The sequence below is a fragment of the Bacillus haimaensis genome (genome assembly GCF_048270625.1).
Taxonomy (GTDB): Bacteria; Bacillota; Bacilli; order Bacillales; family Bacillaceae_I; genus Sutcliffiella_A; species Sutcliffiella_A haimaensis.
The window spans coordinates 3,082,221-3,106,233 of record NZ_CP158164.1; the positions used below are offsets into that span (position 1 = coordinate 3,082,221).

Here is a 24,013-nt window from a genome sequence, read left to right on the forward strand (position 1 = left end):
ATCATCCATTTTCTAGTTATTTCCCCTCATCATCTGATAGCGCTTCTTATTCATCGAGGAGGAGGCAGCTGCCGTGATGAGCAGAATCAGGACCGTCACACAAATCATGAAAGCGAAGGACAATGGCCGTCTGCTCCAATCTCCCTGAAAGAACCATTCATACGCGACGACCGATACCATTTGCGGGTAGGTCGTGCCGAGCAGATAAGGCAGCTCGAATGCTGCGATGACAAAGGCGAACACAATGATCCCCGCCTCGACCAGCACCGGATAGACCCATGGCCACTCGACCGTTTTGAACACGTTCCACCTGCTTCCCCCGAGGGTCCTTACCACCTGAGGCAGTTCCTTAGGCATATTCATATACACCGGCAAAAGGAGCAGGACCACAAAAGGGACCTCCTTTGATATATACGTAAGGATGATGCCGATCCCTTGTTCATCCTGAATAATCAGCGGAAAGGAGGAGGAGGTCTCGATGACACCCATTTGATAGAGAATCGATGAGAGCCAGCCCGTCTGTGAGAACAGGAGGATCATCATGTATCCCCAGACAAAGTGGGGAAAAAGCATCGGCAGCCAAAGCAGGCTCCTCGACCTTCCACTCAAAAGCCTATGATGCAACAGCTTTGTCACACCCAAGCCGATCACAAGGGAACAAAAGGTGGAGACACCTGCAATACATAGACTGTATGTCATTGAATCCCGGAAGCGCTCTTCTTCGAATAATGCAAAATAATGTTCCCACGTCCAGCCCGTGCTGCAGCCGACACTTTCACAAAATGAAAGAAAGAGCGCATAGAGGACGACCACGCTAATCAGGATGAGTGCAGGCAGAAATGCCAGAAAGTGCTTAGTCTGTCTTGACCACTTCATTGATCCAATGCTCCTTTAACCAGTTCACATACTTCGCGTCCACTTCCGGAAGGTTTTTAGCGGCAAGCACCTCAGGCGGCAGGACAGATGCTCCACGGTCCATCGCCTCGAGAGTAGCCTTGTCTTCTTCCGATAGTTTCCTAGGGTCCAATGCAATGTTTTCTCCCCAGTAGGTGGAATCATACTTTGCTAGCTGCGCTACCGGGGAAAGCAGATAATTGATGGTCGCCATTGCCCCTGCTTTGTTCGGACTGTTGAACGGCACCGCTAGGAAGTGCGTGTTGCCGATTGATCCTGAGTCCATAATGAAGGATTTCGTGCTCTTTGGGAAGTTTCCATCTTTGATCAGGCTCTCGGCACGCGCTTCGTTATACCCGAACGTCATCCACACTTCCCCCTGGTTATACAGGCGGTCGAGCTCCGTCAGGTCGGAAGGATATGTTTTCCCTTCTCTCCATAAATAAGGCTTGATGTCCCTGAGGTAGTTCCAGAGATTCTCTTCCCCTTTTTCGAGCAAGTCTTCACTGTAGCCTGCTTCTAATAATGTGTCCGGACTTGCCACCTCTTCATATAAAAGATGCCTCAAGAATGCATTCCCCGTAAAATCAGTTGCTTCAGGATACGTGAACTTCCCTGGATTCTCCTCGACCCAGGCTTTCAACTCGTCGAAGGATTTAGGAGGGGCAGCTACCTTCTCTTCATCATAGAAGTAGACAAACTGCACCTTGCCCCATGGTGCTTCCATTCCTTCCACTTCCGTCCCGAAGTCATACTTGATATCGAGACTTTCAGTGTCTACATACTCCTGCACATTCGGCAACTTCTCTGTAAAAGGGCCGACCAGCAGTTCATTGTCTTTGGCGTTCTTGAAGTTCTCCCCGTTGACCCAGATAACATCAATGGTCCCCTTCTCTTTACCAGCCTTCTTTTCATTGAACAGCTTTTGCAGGATCTCGTTCGTATCCATCGGAACCCGCTCGAGCGTAATATCATGCTCCTCCTTCAAGCGCGGGGCGACAAATTCATCCATATAACGGTTGATCCCGTCATCCCCTCCCCACATATACATGCGGACAGTCGTCCCACTTGCGGACTTTTCTATTTCACTCCAATCCTTCTGCAGCAGCTCCTCTGCACTCTGTCCTTTTTCAGACTGGCAGGCTGCAAGCAAAAGAATAGTGATGATGATCAAGGCAAGCTTCTTTATCATGAATGGTTTCTCCCCTTCACTATTTGTATCAGATACCCCTATCATACTATTAATGGGTGTATGGTATGAACTTTAATGTTCTGTGATTAGTACTCAATATTTTTATATAAGTTCCATCCCTGTTATGATTTACTTATCTAGTAGTTTCAGTATATTAAAAAGAAATAAAAAGCCTTATTGCATATAATAGGAGAAGCGGGTATGAAGATACTAGTATTCACACTCGTTTCTCTTTAAGCTATCTTTTTTTAAAACTCATGAATGGAGAGTGAGGACTTCATATGGTAACTCCAATTAAAGCTTACGTATTTGATGTGTATGGCACACTATTTGATGTTCATTCAGTGAAAGAAAAATGTGAGGAATTATTTCCTGAAAAAGGAGAAAGCATAAGCCTTATCTGGAGAAAAAAGCAGCTTGAATATTTCTTTATGCGACAATTGATGGGTGATTACGAGGATTTTCAAAAGATAACAAAGGATGCCTTAGGGTACACTCTTGAAGAACATCACGAAGAATGGAGCAGCCACATAGAACAAACTCTGATTAGTGCCTACTCCCACTTGACTCTTTACCCTGAAGTTGTTGGGGTGTTAAAGAAATTGAGTAAAAATAAAATAGCGATCTTTTCAAATGGAACTCCGGATATGCTTGACTCACTTATAACAAACGCCGGATTGACACCTCATTTTGATCGGATCATCAGTGTCGACGAAATCAAGCAATATAAACCGACTCCCGCTTCCTATCGCTATGCATTAAAGCAATTAGGTGTAGCACGTGAGGAGGTATTATTCATCTCCTCCAATGGATGGGATATATCAGGCGCAAAAAATTTCGGTTTTCAAACAGCTTGGATTAATCGTGCAAAGCTTCCCGAGGAGAAATTTAATCTCTCTCCTGATCGTATTTATAGTGATTTGAACGGAATAACTGAATGGAACGATTAAGCATCTAAGAAAATTAACGATCAACGACTAGATGGCCAGGTCCCTTGCATTTTTCTTAATTGAATAATTTGGCCGGTATGATAAGCATCATGAAGCATGATGTCCAGTAATTTCCCTTCAAGTGATTTCTGGTTAAGCTCTTGGTCCGAAATCTTACTCAACACCTGTCTTAAATTGCGTTGAGCTTTTTCAGAACGTTCAACAACTTTCTTCCATTCTTTATCATCATTGGTTTGATTGGTAAGATAAAAGGTGTCATTACCGTCTAGATTATTCGTCCATTCACGCTCTTCCAAGTTTGCAGCTAATCTCTCTTTGTAATAGATGAGATGATTAACGTATTCCCAAATGGTTTTAGTTTCTTCACCAGATGGTTTCCATATGGCCTGTTCTGCAGTAAGCCCTTTTATAGCATGATGAAATGGTGCGTACCAACTCTCTTTATCGAATGTTGAATCCAGCACGGTTAATAGCAAGTCAACTCGTTTCAAAGTAATCTCCTCCTTGAAAAATAAGAGTTTTATAGAAATAAAAAATCGCCCCTAATCTTTATCTGATTTACCCATTGTAATATCATCGAACGGAGTATAATGATTACTTGGTAACTTTCTCTTTCTAATGGCTTTAAACATCGAAAACCCGACTGCAAGCACTACAAATGCGATGAAAAAATACTCCATGATAACTAACCCCTCCAGTTTCTTACTACTCCTCTATTCTCAAAGAAAACACTTCTTGCCATTTAACATTTTGATACCCGATTCTTCGGTAAAATTCGTGGGCCTCCTTTCTTTGGCCACCAGATCTTAAACGCACCTCTTGATACCCTTTGTTCCTTGCCCACTCTTCGCAATTTCGCATGAGGGTTTCCCCAACGCCTTTTCTTCTATGTTTATTATCTACTATTAAGCCTCCTATTTCTGCATAGGAATGCGATTCGATCACATGTCTACCGTGGACGTGGACCCAACCGGCAATTTCAGTCTCTCTTTCCTCGATTACATATACTTGATGGTCCTCCCACTGCATAAGTTTCTCTAATTGCTTTTCCACATGCGACTCGGAAACTTCATAACCAAGTTGAAAAGACAGTCTTGCAATCTCACGAGAGTCGGCCATTCTTGCATTTCTAATCTGCAAAATACTCCCCTCCTTGAAGACCTTCTTACCTAACTATATTTAGCGTTCAACTGGGCAAATTCCTGCTTACCTTTTGACACATCACCATTAAAATATGCCCCGAAACGCAAAAAAGGCTGGGAATCTTCCCATGCCTTCAGATTTTACTCATGAATTGCAGCCAAAACAACATTACTTTGCTCATCCCCACTGATTTCCAAGCCGTATACCTTCTCCTTTTGCAGATTATAGCTTCCTACTCTTTTGTAAAAATCCGTTCATCTTCCGTTCATATAAAAGCTATATTCTAAGATTACAAATGAGGCTCCTGTTAAGAGGCCCATAAATATAGGAGGTATCAGAATGAACCTTGCGTGGAAAGAAATGAGGAAGAATAAAGTGAGGTTTCTGATTTTTGGTTCCATTGTGTTTCTTATCAGTTTTTTGACGTTTATCATTTCTGGTTTGGCCAACGGTTTATCACAGGACAATGCTGCATTGATCAAGGATTTACCGGAGGGGCAATTCTACATGGCGGAGGACGCAGATGAATCCTATAATCTGTCGAGAATTGAGGGCAGCATCCAGGAAGAAACGTTAAACGTTCAGACGAATGCGGTGGCACTTTCCATTCAAATGGGGTTTGTGCATGATAAGAGCGACAAGCCACTAAGCGTAGCGTTTGTCACCTCAACCGAATCACCTCATTTTCAGGATGTCCAACCTGGAGAGATTATCCTCGATCATTCAATGGAAAGTAAGGGGATAAAAGAAGGCGACACCCTGACCGTTCCTTCATTAAGTAGGGAGTTCAAGGTAAAAGGGTTTGTCGACCAGAAGAAATTCAGCCATGCACCTGTTGCTTTCGTTAACATGGACGACTACAAGCTCATGCATAGGGTGGAGGAAATGCAATTGATTTTCATACCGGGAATGGAGAAGGCTGAAGCTATAGCCGGCCTGGAAACATTCACAAAAAAACAATTTCTCCAAACGATTCCAAGCTACAACGCGGAACAGATGTCCCTTACGATGATTGTCTGGTTTTTGGTCGTGATCAGTGGCATGCTATTTGCCATCTTCTTCTATATGATGAATGTTCAAAAAATCGGCTTGTATGGCATATTAAAAGCGCTCGGAATGAAAACAAGCGCCTTATTCAAGATGATGTGGACGCAAATGCTTAGCATCACGGCACTGGCTCTGTGTCTGGCAGCGGCAATGAGCCAAGGCTTCCAACTGGTTGCCCCCGAAGGAATGCCGTTTCATCTGTCCCTTCCATCAACCATGCAACTATCGATCGTCTTTCTCTTAATCGGATTTATCGGAGCTTCCATTTCCGGGATTCAGATAAAAAAATCCCAAGCACTACAAGCCATTCAGCAAGGAGAGGTGTAATATGGCATTCTTTACAATGGATCATGTGAAAAAATCGTTCCTTCAAGGAGATGTGCAGGAGGAAATATTGAAAGGCGTCCATCTTTCTCTGAGAAAAGGCGAGTTAACCGCTTTGGTAGGGGCTTCAGGATCCGGTAAAAGTACCCTTCTAACCATTGCAGCCGGACTTCAATCCGCTTCAGCCGGTGAAATCCTCATGGAAGGGAACAGCTTGCATGCAATGGATCAAGAGGCACTCAGAAAAATAAGAGCAGAAAGATTCGGCTTCGTCTTTCAGTCGGCCCATCTCGTTCCATTTCTTACCGTGGAAGAGCAATTGAAGCTGATGCTGCATGTGTCGGAATCGAAATTAACCAAAATGGCACAAAGAAAAGAAATAGCCAGGATTTTGAAACTTGTTGAAATAGACCATCGTAGAAATGCTTTTCCGGCTTCCCTGTCCGGCGGGGAAAAGCAGCGGGTGGCCATTGCGCGTGCCATCATCCATCAGCCTGAAATTCTTTTCGCTGATGAACCAACCGCAAGCCTGGATTCCAAAAAATCCAAAGATGTGCTGTCATTGATCCGTGATTTGACAGATACTCTGAACATCGCCACCCTGATGGTCACCCATGACGAAGCGATGCTTCCCTTTGCCGATCGTATCATCAGAATGAGCGACGGCCTCATTTTGCAGGAGGAAACAACTAAATTTCGTTCTCCACTGTTTGCACCGGACCATTTTTAAAGATACAGTAAAAATGAGTGATTTTATCTAATAGGAGTATACAGAATGACCAATATACTGATTGTTGATGACGATATCCATATTCTAAACCTTGTAAGGATCCATCTATCCGAGCAGGGCTACCAAGTGTTCCAGGCAAAGGACGGAATGGAAGCACTGGAGATCCTCCATAAGCAGAGTTGTCATTTAGCGGTGGTCGATGTGATGATGCCTTTTATGGATGGCTTTACCTTAACTAAGGAGATCAGAACCCGCTATCATATCCCTGTTATCCTGTTGACTGCAAAAAATCAGATCGAGGATAAGGAGCAGGGATTCGATGCGGGAACGGACGATTATCTTGTGAAGCCGTTCGAACCTAAAGAGCTGAGTTTTCGGATAAGAGCGCTGCTACGCAGGTATGACAAGCAGCCGGAGAATACCGTTCTTCGTATAGGGAATACCATGATAAATAAGAAGAGCTATGAAGTGACCATCGAGGACAAAACCATCCTTTTACCCTTGAAGGAATTTGAACTGCTGTATTTTCTGATGGCAAACCCCATACAGGTGTTCACGCGGGATCACCTGATTGAACAGATTTGGGGCTTTGATTATGAAGGAGATGAACGGACGGTAGATGTTCATATTAAAAGATTAAGAGAACGCCTGTTAACATATACAAATGATTTTCAGATTAAAACCGTACGGGGCGTCGGGTATTCATTGGAGGCAAAACGCGAATGAAATCTCTCTACACGAAATTTGTCTTTACGACAATCGGGATCATGATAGCCAGTAGTGTGCTCGCCTTTTTCATCTCCAATGCCTATTATCAGCAAAAATTAAAACCCGAGAACGATGAAAAAACCACCAGGTTCGCTCAATCCATCGCTAAGTTTGCGAACAAACATCCGGATATCAGCTTGAATGAGTACCTCGAAAACGTTTCTTCTCTCGGATATCAGCTTTATCTGGTGGATAGCACCGGTGAGGAAGTTTCTTTTGGAGCAACATTCAAAGAAAAGGATCTTTCTGATTCAACCAAGAAAACGGTACTCGCAGGGGATATCTATCATGGGATTCTTCAGTATCCACAAGAGATGTTTGTAACAGGCTTCTTTGCCAATGACCTGAAGAATACGATCGGGGTTCCGTTAACGCATAACGGAGAAAACTATGCGCTTTTCCTCCGGCCCGATATTAAGCTTCTATTTAATGAGATGCATTATTTATTTGCCTGGTTGCTTCTCCTCACGATCTTACTGAGCATCGTGATGGTCGTATTCAGTGCCAAATATCTGGTGAAGCCCATTTCCAAACTGACAAAAGCCACCACCTCCCTCTCTAAAGGGGATTACCGCGTGAAGCTAGATAGCAATCGCCATGATGAGCTGGGTGAGCTTTCCCGAAGCTTTGTGCGGATGGCCAAGCAGTTGGAGCAGATGGAGGACATGCGGAAGGAGTTCATTTCAAACATCTCCCATGATATTCAATCCCCGCTTTCCAATATCAAAGGCTACACCATGCTGCTCGAAAAGGAAACAACCAGTCCGGAAGAGCGAAGCCAGTATGTATCCATCATCCAAGATGAAACAACCAGGCTTTCCATCCTGACCAAGCAGCTATTGCTGCTTGCCTCTTTGGATCGCGATGATTCTATTGTGAAAAAGGGTCCATTCAATGTGGGGCAGCAGCTGCAGGATTTAGTCCGGAACTATCAATGGCTGATCAGTGATAAAGGGATGATGCTCAGCTACTCCCTGCCAGATAAGGAAATCATCGGTGATTCTTCCCTGCTCCATACGGTTTGGGATAATCTGCTCTCCAATGCGATCAAATACAACAAACCTGGTGGCAGTATCGACCTATCCATGGAGGAAAGAGGAGATTCGCTATTCATTACCTTTAAAGATACAGGCATGGGATTGAGCCCTACTGAATTGGAGCGGATATTCGACCGCTTCTACCGGGCGGATTCTGCGCGAACCAGAACAACAGATGGAACGGGACTCGGTTTATCCATAACGGCAAAGATTGTGAAGCTGCATGATGGCAAGATCCATGTTACGAGTAAAGTAGATGAAGGAACATCTTTTGTGGTGGAATTGCCTTTGAGGTAAGTCGTACCAAGAATATGTACAAAAAAAAGATGACTTCCATAGGGAGAACTTAAATTACAGGTTAAATCACACATAAAAAAGCTCAGCATGCTGAGCTTTTATTGTGTGTGGTTATTCTGCAGTCGCGCAGATTGTAAATCAATATCCATACCCAAGCAACCATAAACTTTGATTGCTACTAAAAACGTACATAACAGGTAAATGCTGTTCGAAATCCTTCTCTCTACTTAAATCATACTACTGATTATGAATTTTTTATAGACTACAATTTCTTAATTTCCTGTCATATACTGTTATATACAAATCAAATATAAGAGGGGTATTAGTATGAATGACAAAAAAGATGTCTTAGATAATGGTCCTTTCTTTCATGGTACTAAAGCAGAACTAAAAATTGGAGATCTTTTAGAACCGCAGCACTTATCCAATTACCAAGACAAGAAATCCAACTACATATATTTCACTGCAACATTAAATGCAGCTAAATGGGGTGCTGAATTAGCAACATCTGATTCAAAAGAACGAATTTACATTGTAGAACCTTTAGGTGAATTTGAAAATGATCCGAACTTAACTGACAAAAAATTCCCTGGAAACCCAACACGTTCTTATAGGTCTAAATCGCCTTTGAAAATAGTAGCTGAATTAAGTTCATGGGAAAGACATTCCGATGAAGAAGTAAATCATATGCTTGCATCTTTAAATAAGTTACGTGAACAAGGAAAAGCTGTAATATACGATTAAGTATTCAACATCTATAAAGTCATGAACTTAAAGAGTGAGCGTAAGAAACAGCCTTTAAAACTTTAAGCAAAATACAACATAGAGAAATCGGTTCCTAACAACATTCAGGAACCGGTTTTTTTGATTAAGCCAACGCCACAATATATTTAGACTAACTACTTCACAAACATAATTAGTCTAATAGTAAAAAATATCATTATTGATTTATGCTTGGCCATGATGCTTATTTTTCAAAATAAGTGATCCAAATTTAGATCCGGTGCATTTGAAATATTATTTATCATTAATCTTCCTTATACTTTTCCTTCACCATACCTGAACCGATACCTGCTCCGACCATCAGGATCAAAGGTCCAAAGTTCCATAAGAATGATCCACCATACATCGTAAAATTAAAATCAGTTAATTTGTTCATTAGAAGGACTCCAATTTTAATCACCAATAATGCAACACCTGCTAAAAATAAAACATCAAAGGTGAATTTCAGCTTCGGATATGCCAATTGCTTACTATCTTTTATCACCTTCTCTTTCAATTCCTCATCACTTCTTAACAATTCGTCAATGGAAACACCGAAAAGGTCACTGACTTTCATAATTACTTCAATGCTTGGATAGTTCTGTCCATTCTCCCATTTAGAAACTGCCTGTCGACTTACAAAAAGTTTTTCTGCTAGTTCTTCTTGGGACCAGCCTCTAATCTTTCTTTCCGTTTTTAATTTTTCACCAAATATCATATCATCCATCGCCCTTCTTCAATCTATCATCATTATTGTAAAATCCGTTCCTAAAGTAAAGATAATCCTGGTTGCACTATGGCGCAACCGCTAGTTGCTTATTGATAAATAGCGTGGTCTTGGCATTTAAGCTGTCCATTTCAAAAATTGGTGATCAAGATTCTGAGCCTATGCGATTAATAGTTAATATCAATCCAGTAACTGATCCCTATATCAAACAATGTAAAGCGCCCTTGACATCACCCGAAATGTAAAGTAAACTTTACTTACAACCGATTGTAAAGCTAGCTTTACAAAAGTGTTAGGAGTTGAGGAAACGATGAGAAACCGAATCAAAGATCTGCGCAAAGCTACAAAGATGACGCAAGAAGAGCTAGCAATAAAGGTAGGCGTTTCAAGGCAATCAATCATTGCCATCGAATCTGGAAAATATAACCCATCACTCGAATTGGCATACAACATTTCGAAGGTATTCGATTGCATCATTGAAGAGGTCTTTATTTTAGAAGAAGGGGGAGAAGAATAATGGAGGTACAAATAGGTGGGTTGATTGGATTATATGGGGGAGCGGTGATGGGTATTTTAGCCTGGTGGTTTGGCCGCCGTATGGCCAAAAAGCAGCGTGGTTTGGATGAATTACATGACCATATTTGGCAGAAGGCTCGATCCATTTCTTGGTTCTTCACACTTGCTTCCATCTATTTATTATTTACTTTTATCATGTTCGGTATGGAGTTAAAGGCCCCCATCGTTCTTGCTGTCATTATGCTTGTTCATATGGCGAGCTGGGGCATTATTGGCGTGATCTTGTCAATCAATATGAATATGTCAGAGCCTTTGAAGCCCTCTAGAGTCAAACTCGGAATTTCCATTGTGGCCGTGTCGCTTATTATATTTACTATTCTTTCTGTCACTACCGGTAACTGGTGGTTCCTGCTTGCTAGCGTTCCACCAAACATAATTGGGTTAATATTTGCATTAACTCCTGAAAGAAGCGGTGAGGATTTTGAGAAATAAGGAGGTGGCAACTATGACACACGAGGCTAAAAAGTTGATACCAGGTTTAGGCACGCTCGTTAAAATTCAACCCGATGAGGTTAGTTTCCAGATAGAGCACCAAGCTGACTCTACTGCAGCTACACTACCTGAGTTAGTAGCAGACTTTAACGAGCTATTAGCAAAGCTTCAAGCAGCAGGTATTATGAAAAAGCAATAGTCCATAAACAGGTCAGGGGCAATAGGAGGAAGCAGGGGACGGTTCTCTGCTTCCTTCGAACTTCGAAGAAAGCACGAGAACCGTCCCCACTGCTCACTGCTCATACACATTACTGTCCTTCACCGATTTTCCCTAATTGTTCCAATAAGAAATTGCCATCACGGTGTGCTTCAATTGCTCCCGTTGAATAAATTTAATCCTTGCTCCAAATTCTATTTACCTCTTTCAATTCTGATTTATCAAAAGAAAGTTTATAAATATCAGGCATATTGAGTTCATTCCAAAAATCAAAGCCATAATTATTATCAAAATAATTCATAATAAGAACCATAATATTACCGTGTGTTCCTATTACAATGTTTTTACCTTCATATCTTTCTAAGACTTTTAAAGTTGACTCAACTCCTCGTTTTTGAGCAACTACATTAGATTCTCCGCCTTCCCAACAAAATGAAGGCTCTTGCCAGACTTTTGTGATAGCTAACTGAAAATCTTCAACAGGGCCTGAAGACAATTGCCTCTCTTTAAAAGCATTCTCCATAATAACTTCTTTTTCAATACTCTTTGCTACACCTTCTACTGTTTGAACTGCTCGTAGATACGGACCTGAAATGACATAATCTATGCTTTCTTTGATAAGTTGTTGATTAATTTTTTCTATGTCAGACAAACCTTTTTTGGATAAAGGTCTTTTAAGTTCTTCTGGAGTATAGATAGAATGAGCGTGTCTTACAAAGTACAGATTTGTTAACAAAATGTCCTCTCCTTAAACTTTATTCTTATTCCACAACCCTTCCCTTTTCTGGCATAACTTACATTTTAAGATAAAAAATCTAATTTCCTTTTTTCTCCTACAAATTCCACCCCTAAAAAAAAAAGAAAAGGTGCGCTTATCCTTGTTCCAGGTAAGCGCCCTATAATAGAATAACTTTATATAATGTTTTAACGTTCCATATAAAATGCTTCACTATAGATTTTACGCAGCTTAGTTGAGTTATCGTGCCATTGAATTGGTTTACCATTGACGATTTGGACTAATACATCCAGACACCTATGCCATCCTGCGGCAGTATTAACTGCCCATGAATCATCGTTAAATGTATGGGTAAAGATCATTCGACAACCTTCATCCTCTTCCTCCAATGAAATATTTATCATATCATCAACTTCACGGAAACCAAATAAATATGGTTCTTCTAACTCTGTAATTGTACCATTATATGTGGTTCCTTCGCCGTCATCGAAGGCAATCTGGCCACCGATTCTGAGATCCATCTCCCCGGTTGCGAAAGGGTACCATTGGGAGAAGAAACTAGGATTCGTAATGATAAGGAAAACCTCTTCTGAATTATGAGGAAAAAATCGTTCAAATCTTAAAGTGTAACGACTGTTTGACTCATGTAGTGTACCATATCCATTCATCATTTCATCCTCCTTCTTTTTATCCTTGAAGTATTGCTATTCACCACTAGTTCAAGGTATAGGCTCAAAAAACATCAACAATCTCATATCTGTTTTCATGTTTTTATTTTACCAAACATTCATATATTTTTTCGGTAAAAAACAGTACTCCCTAGCTATTCTGCTTTATTAGCTTACAAAGTTTTATTCTAGAAAATATGCAAAAAGAAAAAGAGCGCCTCTTATCTGAGAATAGCTCCCGTTTGTTTAAAAAAAGTGAGGCTTTAAAAGACCTTTTTTCATATCATTATTTTATTTGTATTTAAAAATAACTAAATTACATTTTTCACATCTAAATGCTGGAATTTTACTTATTCGAAAAATCGCATCTTTTATTAATATTTCATTACCAAAATCAGCGATGATTGAATCAGCCGATTCTGACCAACATATTCTGCGAGGAGAAAAAATATATCCCTGCTTCCCCTCATTACTGCATTCAGGGCATCTTACAATATCGTTCATATTTAGTCACGCCATCCTTTCGCATCCCCCTTAGCTATCGCTCCCACTAAATTAAGTGATGTTTTTCAAAAAAATATTATTTTCTTTACCTTCTAACCTACTCCATATTTTATCTAATTTCTTTGATATCCTTATAAGTAATATAATGATGTGAGTAAAAAATCCAACTATCATTCCAACTAGTGGTGCGAAAGGTCCAATAAGAAAAAGAGCTATTATAGTTGGTACTATGTATCCAAGAGCTATCATTATTTCTCCCCCATAATTTTTTTACTGATGACACGTTATATTAACCTAACCCTTTAATAGAGGCTGCCCACTATATCTCCTTGTTTTACTCTTGCTCCCGATTGTTGAAGATATTTGTTACCTTGTAAACAACCAAAATAAGATTAGTATGATAGCAATTACTGACCAAAATGTTGCCTGCTTATTCTTCATATTTAACCTCCACCTTTACAAAATCCATCAACAATTCTCCCTCTATTAAGAAAGGAGATCACAATATGTAACTATCGCTACCCTTCGTGCAATAAGTTGTTTCAAATTTATTGACTCTTAAATGTAAAATAACAATGCTGATATGCCTAATGAAACTAGTCCCACTAAACCAGAAAATAACCCTATCTTTGTTCTAAAGCTTCTGTGTCCTGTAGTCTCCGAATGAAAATTTGCTCTTTGTTGTTGCCCGCTCGTCCATACTCCCAAAAAAACTCCTGAAATAACGATACCTATAACACTAATTATTAGAAAAGCCTGTAACATATTTATCACTCTCCCTTCTATAATATACCTTTAATAAACTTAAATAGTCTCAAATTTCAGATAATAAAATACAAAAAGAGAGGCTTACTCCCTTTAAATGAATAGCTTGTTACTTTCTTTTCTTAAATTTATATACTATTATTCCGAAAACAAATGTATAATTATCCCTATTATCACTTAAGTAGATAATTTAATATAAATATGGAACCTAGAATTAGATTTGTTTTTCTTTCCATATAAAAAAGTAATTATTCTTCATCACATTCAGACAATCCTTTTTCAAATGGTTCTATATACAAAGATAGAACGCAATTCTTACTCAATTTAAGCTCTCGATCGGAAAAGATGAATTATTTTAATGTAGACTCTACTGCTTCATTTTTAACTTCAAGTATGTACTGACTGAGTACATGTTCTCTACCACCATTGTACTCGTACCAATCTTTAATCCTTTGAACATGTATTTTATCACTTTTTACATTTGTTTCAATTTCCAAATAATCTTCATAGCTGTCATATTCCCAAATGGCAAAGATTTCAACGGTATTGTCCTTGTTATCCCTCATCCATCGCCCTACCAAGCGTGCTCCATGTTTTAATTGATTAGGTAAGTTTGTATTGTTGAAATGAGCATTGAACACTTCAACAAAATCACTCTTTACAGTATAAAATTTTCTTCGATAAAACATATCTGAACCTCCAAATAAATATTCAACTAAGGGCTATTTTCCTTAATAACAATATTTTCAAATTTAGAGTATTAATAAAATCAGCAATTCCAGAAGTTAAGATACTCAAAGAAAAAAGTTGACACAACCCTTTTTACTGAATCGTGCCTAAGGCAGTTGCAGCTGGCTCCTAGTTATTTAACTCTAGCAGTTACTTTAATAACAAATTCTATTAATTGAATAATTCTTTCATATCTTCTGGAACAACAATCACATCTTCTATTTCCATTTCATTGTTTCCATCAGGTGCCGTAAGCCTTACCAACAGCATCTCTCCATTATCAAAGGTTACTAATTCATACCTTGTGTACCCAGCACGTGCTGTCGTTTTATCTTTAAGATCTTTGAAATCACTTTCGGTAATACTCCCTTTCCTCCCATCAGAAAATAAAGAGTTAAAACTTTCATAATCACATTATCTATTGCTAATTTCATTAACCAAGTAGTGTTTTCAGGACTATTAGGTTTGACAGTTTCGTTGCTACAACCGAGAGTTATCCCAAACGAAAAGATAACAAGTAATAATAGATTAAAATTAGTTCTCATACATATCCCCCTCGTGCAAGTTATATTGATAAATTTTTTTAGGAAGCAGGGGACGGTTCTCTCCAGAAATTGCATTCACGCTGTACTGCAATCGCTCCCTTTACTTGAACAAAGAGCGGCTGCTTGTTCAGCAAACGCAAGATTATTTAAAATTACTCGGAATTTTAACGAGAACATAATTTTCAGTCCACATTTGTGTGGTCGCAATTAAACTTTTATCGTCTTTTTCAAAGAATAGACCAGCACCATCTTTATCTTTAAATTCCCATCCATTTGATACAACCATTTGTTTAATATTTTCATCAGCAATCGATATACCTTTATTCTTACTACTTGTGATATACCAAATAAAATCCCCTTCTACTGCAATTTCAGCTATTTTACTATCCGATTCTTTTAGTTTTTCAATAGCTTCTTTCGCTGATAAATTTTCTATTGGAAGAGAGGGATAGTATAGTTTATTTACAAATATGAACACACAAATAATAGCTATTACGAAACCTAGTAAAAATCCAACCTTTCTCATCTAATCACCCCTTTATTAGTTTTTATTTAAGATACTTTTATAAAATCCGTTCTTCAACAAAACAGCCCGATTGCTTAAAACGGTTTTATGGATTTTCTTTTCCCAGAGAAAATCCTTCAAATAAACGTCCCCCATAGGGATCCAACACCTTATCTACTAATTGAACAACCTTATTTTTCTCACCTGTTTGATAAAAAACATCAAATGCTTCTACGAACTCTACGGAAAATTTCTCATCATATCGATTCAAAGCACGGATAATCCATTTTGAAGAACCAATCCATTGGCGATTAGTTCTTAAAACAAATTCGTGAACAAGATCAGCTAATGTATTAGCTATGAATATTTCTTCAGCTCTATTTATACTTCCTAAAAAATCATCAAGAGCATCGGTTATAAAATATCGCTTTGTTCTAACAGTTTCTTCAGACCATATTTCAGGTCCCTTCTCTAATATATCTTTCGCTTCATTTTTAATAGATTCTAATATTCCTTCATCTCTTAAAATAATCCCTTCAGAAATCATTCTTGGCATCGAAGGCTTTGCAATCCATTTCGATGAAATATTTGTATGAAGTTAAATTATGGACAAATACCTCTATTGCCCATCCAAAGTCAAACATAGACTCTCTATATGATGAAGGAAGTCTTTTATCAAAAACGACAATATCAAGATCGGAAGTTTCTGTTGCCTCTCCCCTAACTACACTTCCTGCTAATAAAGCCCCTTGGCAATTTGAAAAGTGCTTATCTATAAATTGTTTCGCTGCTTCAACTGGATCAATCCTCTTCATTCTGTTCACCTCTACCCATTTTTTCATTCCCAAGATAAATTCGTCAAAAAAAACCTATTTCAAGATATAATGCCATCTTACTGTATTAAATAGGCGTTCCTTCTTATTAATGAAACGCGCCATATTGTTGAGTAAATGATAGGGAACAAAACAATTATGTATCGCTGAAAATTTCAAGAACGTACCTTAAAGAATCGCCGCCATTAATTGGGTTGATAATTATAGTCTAAGAACTGAATTAATAAATTCTGTTTTAGCCTTAGTGTACAACTCACGATTATTACTATATTTTTTCACTAAATTTTTTTTAAGGATAGCATACTCATTAACAAGGTGCTGATTAGATTGTAATCGGTCTCGAAACAGTAGCTGCATATCCCACCGTTCATCCCCCTCAAGCAATAGATGTAGATGTACTACTCGTTTGTTGTTAGTTACTTTCACAAAGAACCTTTGCCACGAGCGTTGATCTAAATCAGGATGTACATAATGCCAATTGTAATCAACTAACAATGAAGCTATGTCTTTTACCGTTTCGAATGAATCAATTTTGGCCATTAAATCGATGATAGGCTTAGATGGTAAATTCGGAATAGATGTACTTCCATAATGTTGAATTTCAGTTATACCTGAAGGAGTAAGAATATCTAGAAGTAACGCTTTTTCATGCTCACCCTTTTTGATCCATCTTGGATTCGGTTCAACAATTTCTATTGTTTCAGTAGCCCAAACTGGCCATGTGTTCTTATCATGAATATTCTCCATCTTACTCACCCTCAAACTGTTTATTTTTAATCATTTGCTAAAATGGTTTTACGTTATGTGACCTAAACATTCTACTTTTTCTTTATTCTCCATTCATACATTTTCTCCTTCCCTACAAAATGGCCATTACCAGCATTAACGCCGTTGCAGGAAATCCTGCTAAAACACCACGTGTAAACTAGTAGATTTCTCCTTGGATTGTTAACCATAAGAATTCCGCATCAACACCAGCATGTTCGGTGTAGGCGAAATGATGGCTGGTGCGATAGATTTATAGAATAAAAAGAAAGAGAGCGATTATTACTCTCTTTCACACTCAAATTTATTTGTTTTTCCATTTCAGCAAAGTCTCCGCATTACGATTTTATTTTAAAGTACCTGTAGAGGAACGTATCCTCTATTTTTCAAGCAAACCAGGTTTATTACACGGACAAATACATCGTCATCCAGAACCCGTCGATATAACATCGCTCCCTTAATGCTGGAAAATATAGTGACAACTATAAACTGAAGATCTATAGAATCATTTATGCTATTTTATTTCTGTTATTCATTTCCATATATTAACTTACTAATAGGTAAGTTACGGATTTAAAGTCCTAAGACGAGATTAATTTTCTTGCATTAAACGCATGAATTGAAACTGGCTTGAATTGTTCGAAAAACGGAATTTATTATAGCTTTTTTTAAAAATACATGCTAAATTTCTTTTATTTAATACCTAGTAAATGATTATAAACACCTACATTAAATCTATTCACATGTGAAATCAATAAATCAATAAAACCTTTTGCTGCTTTTCCAATGTGTTTTTGTTTATGGTGCACGATCGTGACTTCCCTAATAATAGCTGGATTCATAATCCGTATCGCCTTCAATTCCCCTTTATTTTCCAGAGAAAAAAGAGTATTAGATATAATTGTAGCCCCTATCCCTTCTTTAACTAGATTCAAAATTGACATGGAATCAGTTGATTCAATGATTGGTCGGATTTGAATTCCTGATGCATTACACTCAGCTTCTAATAATTGCCTAAAAAAGTGACCTTTAGGATTTAATATCAAGGGTATGTGCTGAATCTCTTTAAAATCTATGGCATTTCTATCTGACCAAACATGATCCCTTCGAACAGCTAAGAAAAATTCTTCTTCGTATAATGAAATGTTTGTTAACCTTTCATCTTTTCCTGGCATAAGCGTCAAGGCCAAATCAAATTCATTTTGTATAACCTTTTCAACCACATCATCTAAGGAGAAAATCTGTATTTGTACATCTGGGTATAGGGAATGAAATTCTAACAATACCGCGGATGCAATATGATTTAGATCTCCTGACAGGGTTCCGATTACTAGTTTTCCTCTTTTGACATTCTGAAGCTCTCCTATTTGTTCTTTAGCACTTTCTAGATTAGCGAATACCATTTTGCTGTGTTCAAGGAGGATTTTACCAGATTCTGTAATACCTATTTTCTTCCCTAAGCGATCAAATAACCGAACTCCAAGTTCGTCTTCTAATGCTTTCATTTGATAACTTAAAGTAGGTTGCCCAATTCTTAGTTTTTCAGCAGTCTTTGTAAAGTGCATTTCTTCACAAAGAGCCATAAAATGTTCTAATTGTCTCAATTCCAATATTCCCCACCCACTCTCTTGATGTATGTAAATCCATTTTAATGCAAAACTCATAAAATATACTATTCGAAATATTTTACAAAGCTATTATAAAATTCTCTTTTTTCTTCATATCAAGGATAATGAGTTTATGAATTTAACAAAATAGTTCTAATAGACTAAAACTAACAATATGATTTCAAATTTAAGAGACAGTTCACCTATCTTTATATCAGTGAACTGTCCCAAATCAAACTATCACTTTCCCTTTGACTTAATATATTTCAAACTGCACACCAATTTATTTGGCTTGAACTTGAATCGTTTTTCTCTCTATGTTTCCAGCTTTATCAGTCGCCTGTACGGTAATCGTATTGATCCCCTTTTTAAGCACAACCCGATGGTGGAAAACTCCTTTTGAATCTACTTCTGCTTCTTCACCATGAATGAAAACCTTATCTAAATATTCGTCTTTTGCCGTACCACGTACGATGACCTCATCCCCTTCTTCAAAATGGCCTTTTATTTTCTCTATGGTTAAGGAAGGATTCTTCTGATCTAAAATAATATTGACTGGAGAAGATGGATCCGTACTTCCTTCTTTCGTCAAGGCAGTAGCGGTTAACGTATTCAAGCCATTTTTCAATTTAACCGAGATGTTGAAGGTACCGTCCTGTTTGCTTTTGCCGGTTCCTACCTTTTTACCGTTACTTTGAATCGTAACCGTGCTTTCAGGGATTGCTGTCCCCTCTATCATAATCTTTTCTTGATTCGTATGCGTATTATCCTCTGGTGTTTCAATAATAGGTGCAGAGATTGCATTATTCATAACCGCTCGAATCATCATATTTCCATATACTGGTTCTGTATTTTGTACCCAATTTGAATTTTCCAAAAACCAATTTCGGTCATGGAACGCGCTATCATTATCACTATAGAGACTTGGTAATGAACCTGTGCCATATGATTCAGCCTGTATATAGACTAGATAGAAATCTCCAGTGACAATAATGTTTTTATCCGCTAAATCGACATGAGTCCATTCTCCATCAGTCTGGGCAGTTGCTTCAATCGGACCTGCGATTCTTTTACCTGGTGCTCCGTTGACACCCGTTGAATCATAAACCTCTACTTGAAATCTAGTTGAGCCTGGGTCTGGCCATTCTGTATTCACCTTAAAGAGTCCGCCTGTCAGCCAAGATTTCGTGACCCCTTCTTCCAAGGACATTCGAACAGCAAAGCCGTTGTTTGCATCGAACCAAATCCATGAATTTTCTGATGTTCCATCATCATAGCCGATTTCTCCGGGAAACCCAATAAATCTTTTCAATTCGACATTTTGTTTTGTATTCTTTTTCGCCTGGAGTGTTATAGAGTATTCTTTATAAACATAATCTCTCTTGAACACATGTATCGTATAGGTACCTTCATAGGCAGTGAGCGTAAATCTTCCCTTACTATCCGTTTTCACAGGTGTAATTGCAGCATCCTCTACTAATGAGATGATAGCATCTGATATCGGTTTCCCTGTCGTTTGATCCTTGACTACCCCTTCTACTGTTCCTTTCCCCAAAGGTTTAAGATTAAAGTCCGCTTCGACGATTCCGTCTTTTGGAATCGAAACAGCTTGGTCTGAAGAATGAAAACCATAGGCCTCAGCACGAAGAGTGAATTCTCCTGCGCTATTTGTGATAGAGTAACTTCCATTTGCCGGATTAGTTGTGACTGAGTATCCAGAGTCTACAAGCGTTACCTTTGCACCGATTGGCAATACATTTGGATAACTTGATGTATGTTGAACCATTGTAGCCGTTGGCGCTAATATACTATTTTTAGATTGTTTTTTCGTATGGAATTCTCCTGTTGTCTTTTCAGTATTTTTTTCTTTACTATCTACTATAGATTTATCAGTTAATGCTATGTCATCCAAGTACCAGCCATCAAAAGGATCCCAATCAAATCCTGTTAGTACTGTTTTCATAAAGAAGCTGATATAAATCCGCTTTCCGGCATAATCAGAAAGATCAACTTCTGCATCAACCCAATCATCAGTAGTATACTCAATAGGCACCCCATTTTCATGAAATTCAGTGGCTTCCGTTTTCGATAGGATTTTCCAGTTTTGACGGTCGGTAGAGACCATGACCGCTCCAAAATCGGTTGATCCGTCGACTCCATCTGGACTAATGTTATACCACTGCTTAAACTGCAGGTAGGAATCACCTTCAGGAAGGTCGATAGGAGGCATATCGAGATATGAATACGAATCATCAGCGTGAGGACCATCCACATTGGTTCCATATACTTTTTGTCCTGAATAAGCTTGTCCAGGTCCCCCTACTGGGCTACCCCATTCCCAATCGTTATTCCATCCTTCTGAATGCCAGCCTTCAGGAACAGTTTCTAAATCTTGAAAATAACCAATCGTGATTGCAGGCTTCACTTCAACATCATAAGTGGAGGATGTTACTTGATTTTGACCATAATCTACGATATTCCACTTATACATAAATGTACTGCCTTTCCTTATATCCTCTCCTGGAACTACAGCTTGATAGGTCCCGTTTCTAAAGTCTCCGGCAGTTCGAGTTGCTTGTACAGTCTTCCATTGTTGATCAACTAAATACTGAATTTCTACTTTATCTACGCTGATGTTATCTTGTACTTCCACTGTTAATGGCAACACTACCTGGTCGTATACAAAATCAGGAGAGGTATGCTGGTAGGTGGGGTTGGTTGTGTCTTTCCCGTCATGGACAACAACACCTTTAACCTTTCCAGTTCCATTATTTAATGTTTTTATCGCGTTATAAGCATTAACAAACCCATGTCCATAACCGTAATTTGGTGAAGATGAATATTCTGAGTCTGTCAATGGGATGGCAGCAACTGTCAGAATGTCCTCAATTTGGTCAATTGTCAAGGATGCATTTGTTTGCTTTAACAACGCAACAATTCCTGTAATATGAGGCGTTGCCATTGATGTACCACTCATAAAGTCATAATCATTGTTTGGTACAGCTGAACGAACGTCTACACCAGGTGCTGAAACATCCGGTTTCGTCTCATCATATGGTCCTGGTCCACGGGATGAGAAATATGCTAAGGTATTGTCATGATCCGTTGCTGCTACTGCGAAAGATTCAGGATAGTTTGACGGAGACGCAATCCCTCCCTTAGCACCGTTATTCCCTGCTGCAAAAACAGGGAAGATATTGGCTGCCCGCCAATTTTGGACCATTGGGCGATACCATTCGTCCAGACCTGGCCCACCGCCCCAGGAATTGTTTACTACATCAGGAGCCAGTTCAGGATGGGGATTACCTTCCGCATCTTTTGGCGCCAATATCCACTCTCCAGCTTCGAGCAAGTCAACATCCATCCCACCGCGTGCAGTGAATGCTTTAACAGCGATCCATTTTGCACCTGGGGCCACACCAATCTGGTTACTTCCATCAGACTCTGAGCCAACCATGGTCCCAACCGTATGAGTACCATGAGCTACATCATCATATGGAGTTCCCTTTCCCCCGACAGCATCAAACCAGTTTAAATGATGATCTGCCTGATTTGGATTCGCTGGATTGTAACCACGGTATTTTTCCATTAAAGCAGGATGGTCCCACTGAACACCTGTATCAATACTGGCTACCACGACCCCTGCTCCATCGATTCCCATCTCCCATACTTGAGGGGCCCCTACTCGTTCAACTCCCCATTCCACCGATGATGAATTTGCAGCAGATGTTGTTTTCTCATTATGAATAGGTGTAATTAATTGCCGCGTTTCATTTGGCAATATCTTTGCAACTTCCGGATATGTTGCCAATTTGTCCATCACATCTTTTGTTGCGGTTACTGCTACTGCATTTACCACATAGAAAGATTGGATTTTTTCTACTTTGCCTTTTAGCTTTGCTTGCTCTAGATATTCCATTACTCCAGTTTGAGTCTCCATTGCAGTATTTCGTAATGTTGAAACAATGGCAGAACGGACCTGAAGTTTTGCACTTGCTTCCGTGAGTTTCTGTTCTTTTGCTTTTTCTGCCGCTTCGATTGCTACTCTAGTTGTATCAACCTGATCTTCAAACTTTAATAAAAATGTGATCTTATCCTGATCCTTAAATTGTTTATGAAGCTTAGAATCTATCTTATTTTCAACCGAAGTGGTTTTTATAGCTGAGATTGGCTTACTCTCTACTGAATTACCATATGCGATAGTAGTATACGGAACGACTATGCTGATTAATAACATGATGGATACTAGTAACCGTAATTTAAGATGAAAAAAGTTATTCTTTTTGGCCAAGATGGGTGAACTCCTCTCCATTTTCACTTTGTTAAATCTACTAAAGTTTCCCAGTTTACAATCTGGTTGAAATCCCTCCTTTGTTTTTCTAGTCTAAATAGTAGTATTATTCAGAAATATTAACAATACAGGATTTTTGATTGAATCGATTCGGTTTTTTGATTGACACTAATGCCCTATCTTTTTGCACTCTCATAAACCCATTTTAAAGAAATGAAAGAATGAAACGACAACTCGTCATTTTAGATATTGATTGATTTAAGAACACTAAAAAAACTCGTCAACATTTTCATGACGAGTTTTTTCGTTTATTAAAATTTCTAGTCTTCAATATTCAGTCCTGGCACACCATGATTATATTCCCGTCCAGATCCTTGAATACGAAGAAATGACCGTAGACTATGTGATAGCAACTGCTGAAGATATCCACTATTGCATTAAAAATAGATTTTAAGCCTGATTCTTCTGGTACGCCTTCCTTACCTGTTCAATTTGAGAGAGGTGCCCTTGCACATGTTTAACACGATATTCCAACAATTGTTTGACAGTGAACTTTCCGGCATCGGGATACACTCCCACCCGTTCACCTTTTTCAGGTAAAAGACTCCTCAGTATTGGCAGCATGCTAGAACGAAGTATTTTGAAAAGCTGAAGGTATTGTTCACGGTCCAACTGATTATAATCCAAGCCATTCGCCCAAGCGTCCTGGTCAACAGAAAACAAAATAGGTTCTTCCTCAGCCAAGACTTTTTTTATCCTTTGCGTAGAAACTAATTCGGAATCCGCAATATGAATTAATATTTGATGAATACTCCATTTATCAGGTGCAGGTTTAAATCGAACCCCCTCTTCAGTGAGTCCTTCAATAGATTTTCGTATCATCTCATATCCCTGACCATACTCTTCAATTAACTCCTTCACTTTTGGTCACTCCTCGTATACGTAAATAAATTCTAAACTACCAAATTT

26 protein-coding genes and 1 pseudogene are annotated in these 24,013 nt (G+C 38.9%); 9 read left to right on the forward strand and 18 right to left on the reverse strand.

Annotation, left to right across the window (positions count from 1 at the left end):
• Nucleotides 1-12: 12 nt before the first annotated feature.
• The gene (locus ABN702_RS15755) at nucleotides 13-876 is read right to left on the reverse strand and encodes an ABC transporter permease (RefSeq protein ID WP_417897728.1); all 864 of its coding nucleotides are present in this window, start codon (nucleotides 874-876) and stop codon (nucleotides 13-15) included.
• Nucleotides 854-2,086 (reverse strand): ABC transporter substrate-binding protein, encoded by a 1,233-nt coding sequence (locus ABN702_RS15760; RefSeq protein ID WP_417897729.1) that lies wholly within the window; start codon nucleotides 2,084-2,086, stop codon nucleotides 854-856. Before ABN702_RS15760 ends, ABN702_RS15755 begins: the two co-directional genes overlap by 23 nt.
• Nucleotides 2,087-2,367: 281 nt before the next feature.
• Between ABN702_RS15760 and ABN702_RS15765 the strand changes: the two genes are divergently transcribed.
• Complete coding sequence (locus ABN702_RS15765) at nucleotides 2,368-3,036, forward strand: haloacid dehalogenase type II (RefSeq protein ID WP_417897730.1); 669 nt, start codon at nucleotides 2,368-2,370, stop codon at nucleotides 3,034-3,036.
• A 20-nt stretch (nucleotides 3,037-3,056) separates the two neighbouring features.
• On the opposite strand, the gene ABN702_RS15770 is transcribed toward ABN702_RS15765, so the two are convergent.
• Nucleotides 3,057-3,527 carry a DinB family protein gene (locus ABN702_RS15770; protein ID WP_417897731.1) on the reverse strand — a complete coding sequence of 157 codons (471 nt, stop codon included), beginning with the start codon at nucleotides 3,525-3,527 and terminating at the stop codon, nucleotides 3,057-3,059.
• Nucleotides 3,528-3,741: 214 nt separating this feature from the next.
• Nucleotides 3,742-4,176 carry a GNAT family N-acetyltransferase gene (locus ABN702_RS15775; RefSeq protein ID WP_417897732.1) on the reverse strand — a complete coding sequence of 145 codons (435 nt, stop codon included), beginning with the start codon at nucleotides 4,174-4,176 and terminating at the stop codon, nucleotides 3,742-3,744.
• A gap of 342 nt (nucleotides 4,177-4,518) precedes the next feature.
• Between ABN702_RS15775 and ABN702_RS15780 the strand changes: the two genes are divergently transcribed.
• From ABN702_RS15780 to arr, 5 genes are all read left to right on the forward strand, one after another.
• Nucleotides 4,519-5,553: an ABC transporter permease gene (locus ABN702_RS15780; RefSeq protein ID WP_417897733.1), complete on the forward strand. Its 1,035-nt coding sequence runs from the start codon at nucleotides 4,519-4,521 to the stop codon at nucleotides 5,551-5,553.
• Between the two features lies 1 nt (nucleotide 5,554).
• Complete coding sequence (locus tag ABN702_RS15785; RefSeq protein ID WP_417897734.1) at nucleotides 5,555-6,280, forward strand: ABC transporter ATP-binding protein; 726 nt, start codon at nucleotides 5,555-5,557, stop codon at nucleotides 6,278-6,280.
• Nucleotides 6,281-6,325: 45 nt separating this feature from the next.
• A complete protein-coding gene (locus tag ABN702_RS15790) occupies nucleotides 6,326-7,006 on the forward strand; it encodes a response regulator transcription factor (protein WP_417897735.1) in 681 nt (226 codons plus the stop codon).
• Nucleotides 7,003-8,382, forward strand: a complete 1,380-nt coding sequence (locus tag ABN702_RS15795; RefSeq protein WP_417897736.1) for a sensor histidine kinase — start codon at nucleotides 7,003-7,005, stop codon at nucleotides 8,380-8,382. The genes ABN702_RS15790 and ABN702_RS15795 overlap by 4 nt, the downstream gene beginning before the upstream one ends.
• Before the next feature lie 327 nt (nucleotides 8,383-8,709).
• Complete coding sequence (gene arr / locus ABN702_RS15800) at nucleotides 8,710-9,126, forward strand: NAD(+)--rifampin ADP-ribosyltransferase (RefSeq protein ID WP_417897737.1); 417 nt, start codon at nucleotides 8,710-8,712, stop codon at nucleotides 9,124-9,126.
• A gap of 283 nt (nucleotides 9,127-9,409) precedes the next feature.
• Here the strand turns inward: arr and ABN702_RS15805 are convergent, their stop codons facing one another.
• The gene (locus ABN702_RS15805; protein ID WP_417900933.1) at nucleotides 9,410-9,862 is read right to left on the reverse strand and encodes a helix-turn-helix domain-containing protein; all 453 of its coding nucleotides are present in this window, start codon (nucleotides 9,860-9,862) and stop codon (nucleotides 9,410-9,412) included.
• Nucleotides 9,863-10,181: 319 nt separating this feature from the next.
• Between ABN702_RS15805 and ABN702_RS15810 the strand changes: the two genes are divergently transcribed.
• The 3 genes from ABN702_RS15810 to ABN702_RS15820 are packed head-to-tail and all read left to right on the forward strand — an operon-like array spanning nucleotide 10,182 to nucleotide 11,078.
• Nucleotides 10,182-10,388 carry a helix-turn-helix transcriptional regulator gene (locus ABN702_RS15810; RefSeq protein ID WP_417897738.1) on the forward strand — a complete coding sequence of 69 codons (207 nt, stop codon included), beginning with the start codon at nucleotides 10,182-10,184 and terminating at the stop codon, nucleotides 10,386-10,388.
• The gene (locus tag ABN702_RS15815) at nucleotides 10,388-10,879 is read left to right on the forward strand and encodes a hypothetical protein (protein ID WP_417897739.1); all 492 of its coding nucleotides are present in this window, start codon (nucleotides 10,388-10,390) and stop codon (nucleotides 10,877-10,879) included. Before ABN702_RS15810 ends, ABN702_RS15815 begins: the two co-directional genes overlap by 1 nt.
• 13 nt (nucleotides 10,880-10,892) lie before the next feature.
• Entirely contained in the window at nucleotides 10,893-11,078 is a 186-nt protein-coding gene (locus ABN702_RS15820) for a hypothetical protein (RefSeq protein ID WP_417897740.1), read from the forward strand.
• A gap of 193 nt (nucleotides 11,079-11,271) precedes the next feature.
• Here the strand turns inward: ABN702_RS15820 and ABN702_RS15825 are convergent, their stop codons facing one another.
• From ABN702_RS15825 to ABN702_RS15885, 13 genes and pseudogenes are all read right to left on the reverse strand, one after another.
• Nucleotides 11,272-11,832 (reverse strand): histidine phosphatase family protein, encoded by a 561-nt coding sequence (locus tag ABN702_RS15825; RefSeq protein WP_417897741.1) that lies wholly within the window; start codon nucleotides 11,830-11,832, stop codon nucleotides 11,272-11,274.
• A gap of 188 nt (nucleotides 11,833-12,020) precedes the next feature.
• On the reverse strand, nucleotides 12,021-12,500 hold the full coding sequence (locus ABN702_RS15830) for an SRPBCC family protein (protein ID WP_417900934.1): 480 nt from the start codon (nucleotides 12,498-12,500) through the stop codon (nucleotides 12,021-12,023).
• Nucleotides 12,501-12,791: 291 nt separating this feature from the next.
• Complete coding sequence (locus tag ABN702_RS15835) at nucleotides 12,792-13,004, reverse strand: PF20097 family protein (protein WP_417897742.1); 213 nt, start codon at nucleotides 13,002-13,004, stop codon at nucleotides 12,792-12,794.
• Nucleotides 13,005-13,055: 51 nt separating this feature from the next.
• A complete protein-coding gene (locus tag ABN702_RS15840; RefSeq protein ID WP_417897743.1) occupies nucleotides 13,056-13,253 on the reverse strand; it encodes a hypothetical protein in 198 nt (65 codons plus the stop codon).
• Between the two features lie 309 nt (nucleotides 13,254-13,562).
• Complete coding sequence (locus ABN702_RS15845) at nucleotides 13,563-13,769, reverse strand: DUF5316 family protein (RefSeq protein WP_417897744.1); 207 nt, start codon at nucleotides 13,767-13,769, stop codon at nucleotides 13,563-13,565.
• A gap of 350 nt (nucleotides 13,770-14,119) precedes the next feature.
• Nucleotides 14,120-14,458, reverse strand: coding sequence for an NIPSNAP family protein (locus tag ABN702_RS15850; protein WP_417897745.1), 339 nt, complete (start codon nucleotides 14,456-14,458; stop codon nucleotides 14,120-14,122).
• A 330-nt stretch (nucleotides 14,459-14,788) separates the two neighbouring features.
• Nucleotides 14,789-15,043, reverse strand: coding sequence for a hypothetical protein (locus tag ABN702_RS15855; RefSeq protein ID WP_417897746.1), 255 nt, complete (start codon nucleotides 15,041-15,043; stop codon nucleotides 14,789-14,791).
• A gap of 142 nt (nucleotides 15,044-15,185) precedes the next feature.
• Nucleotides 15,186-15,569: a hypothetical protein gene (locus ABN702_RS15860; RefSeq protein WP_417897747.1), complete on the reverse strand. Its 384-nt coding sequence runs from the start codon at nucleotides 15,567-15,569 to the stop codon at nucleotides 15,186-15,188.
• An 85-nt stretch (nucleotides 15,570-15,654) separates the two neighbouring features.
• A pseudogene (locus tag ABN702_RS15865) lies at nucleotides 15,655-16,354 on the reverse strand (nucleotidyltransferase domain-containing protein).
• A 228-nt stretch (nucleotides 16,355-16,582) separates the two neighbouring features.
• A complete protein-coding gene (locus ABN702_RS15870; protein ID WP_417897748.1) occupies nucleotides 16,583-17,128 on the reverse strand; it encodes a GrpB family protein in 546 nt (181 codons plus the stop codon).
• A gap of 710 nt (nucleotides 17,129-17,838) precedes the next feature.
• Nucleotides 17,839-18,756: a LysR family transcriptional regulator gene (locus ABN702_RS15875; RefSeq protein WP_417897749.1), complete on the reverse strand. Its 918-nt coding sequence runs from the start codon at nucleotides 18,754-18,756 to the stop codon at nucleotides 17,839-17,841.
• 280 nt (nucleotides 18,757-19,036) lie between these two features.
• Nucleotides 19,037-23,044, reverse strand: a complete 4,008-nt coding sequence (locus ABN702_RS15880; RefSeq protein WP_417897750.1) for a S8 family serine peptidase — start codon at nucleotides 23,042-23,044, stop codon at nucleotides 19,037-19,039.
• A 450-nt stretch (nucleotides 23,045-23,494) separates the two neighbouring features.
• On the reverse strand, nucleotides 23,495-23,965 hold the full coding sequence (locus tag ABN702_RS15885) for a DinB family protein (protein ID WP_417897751.1): 471 nt from the start codon (nucleotides 23,963-23,965) through the stop codon (nucleotides 23,495-23,497).
• Nucleotides 23,966-24,013: the final 48 nt, after the last annotated feature.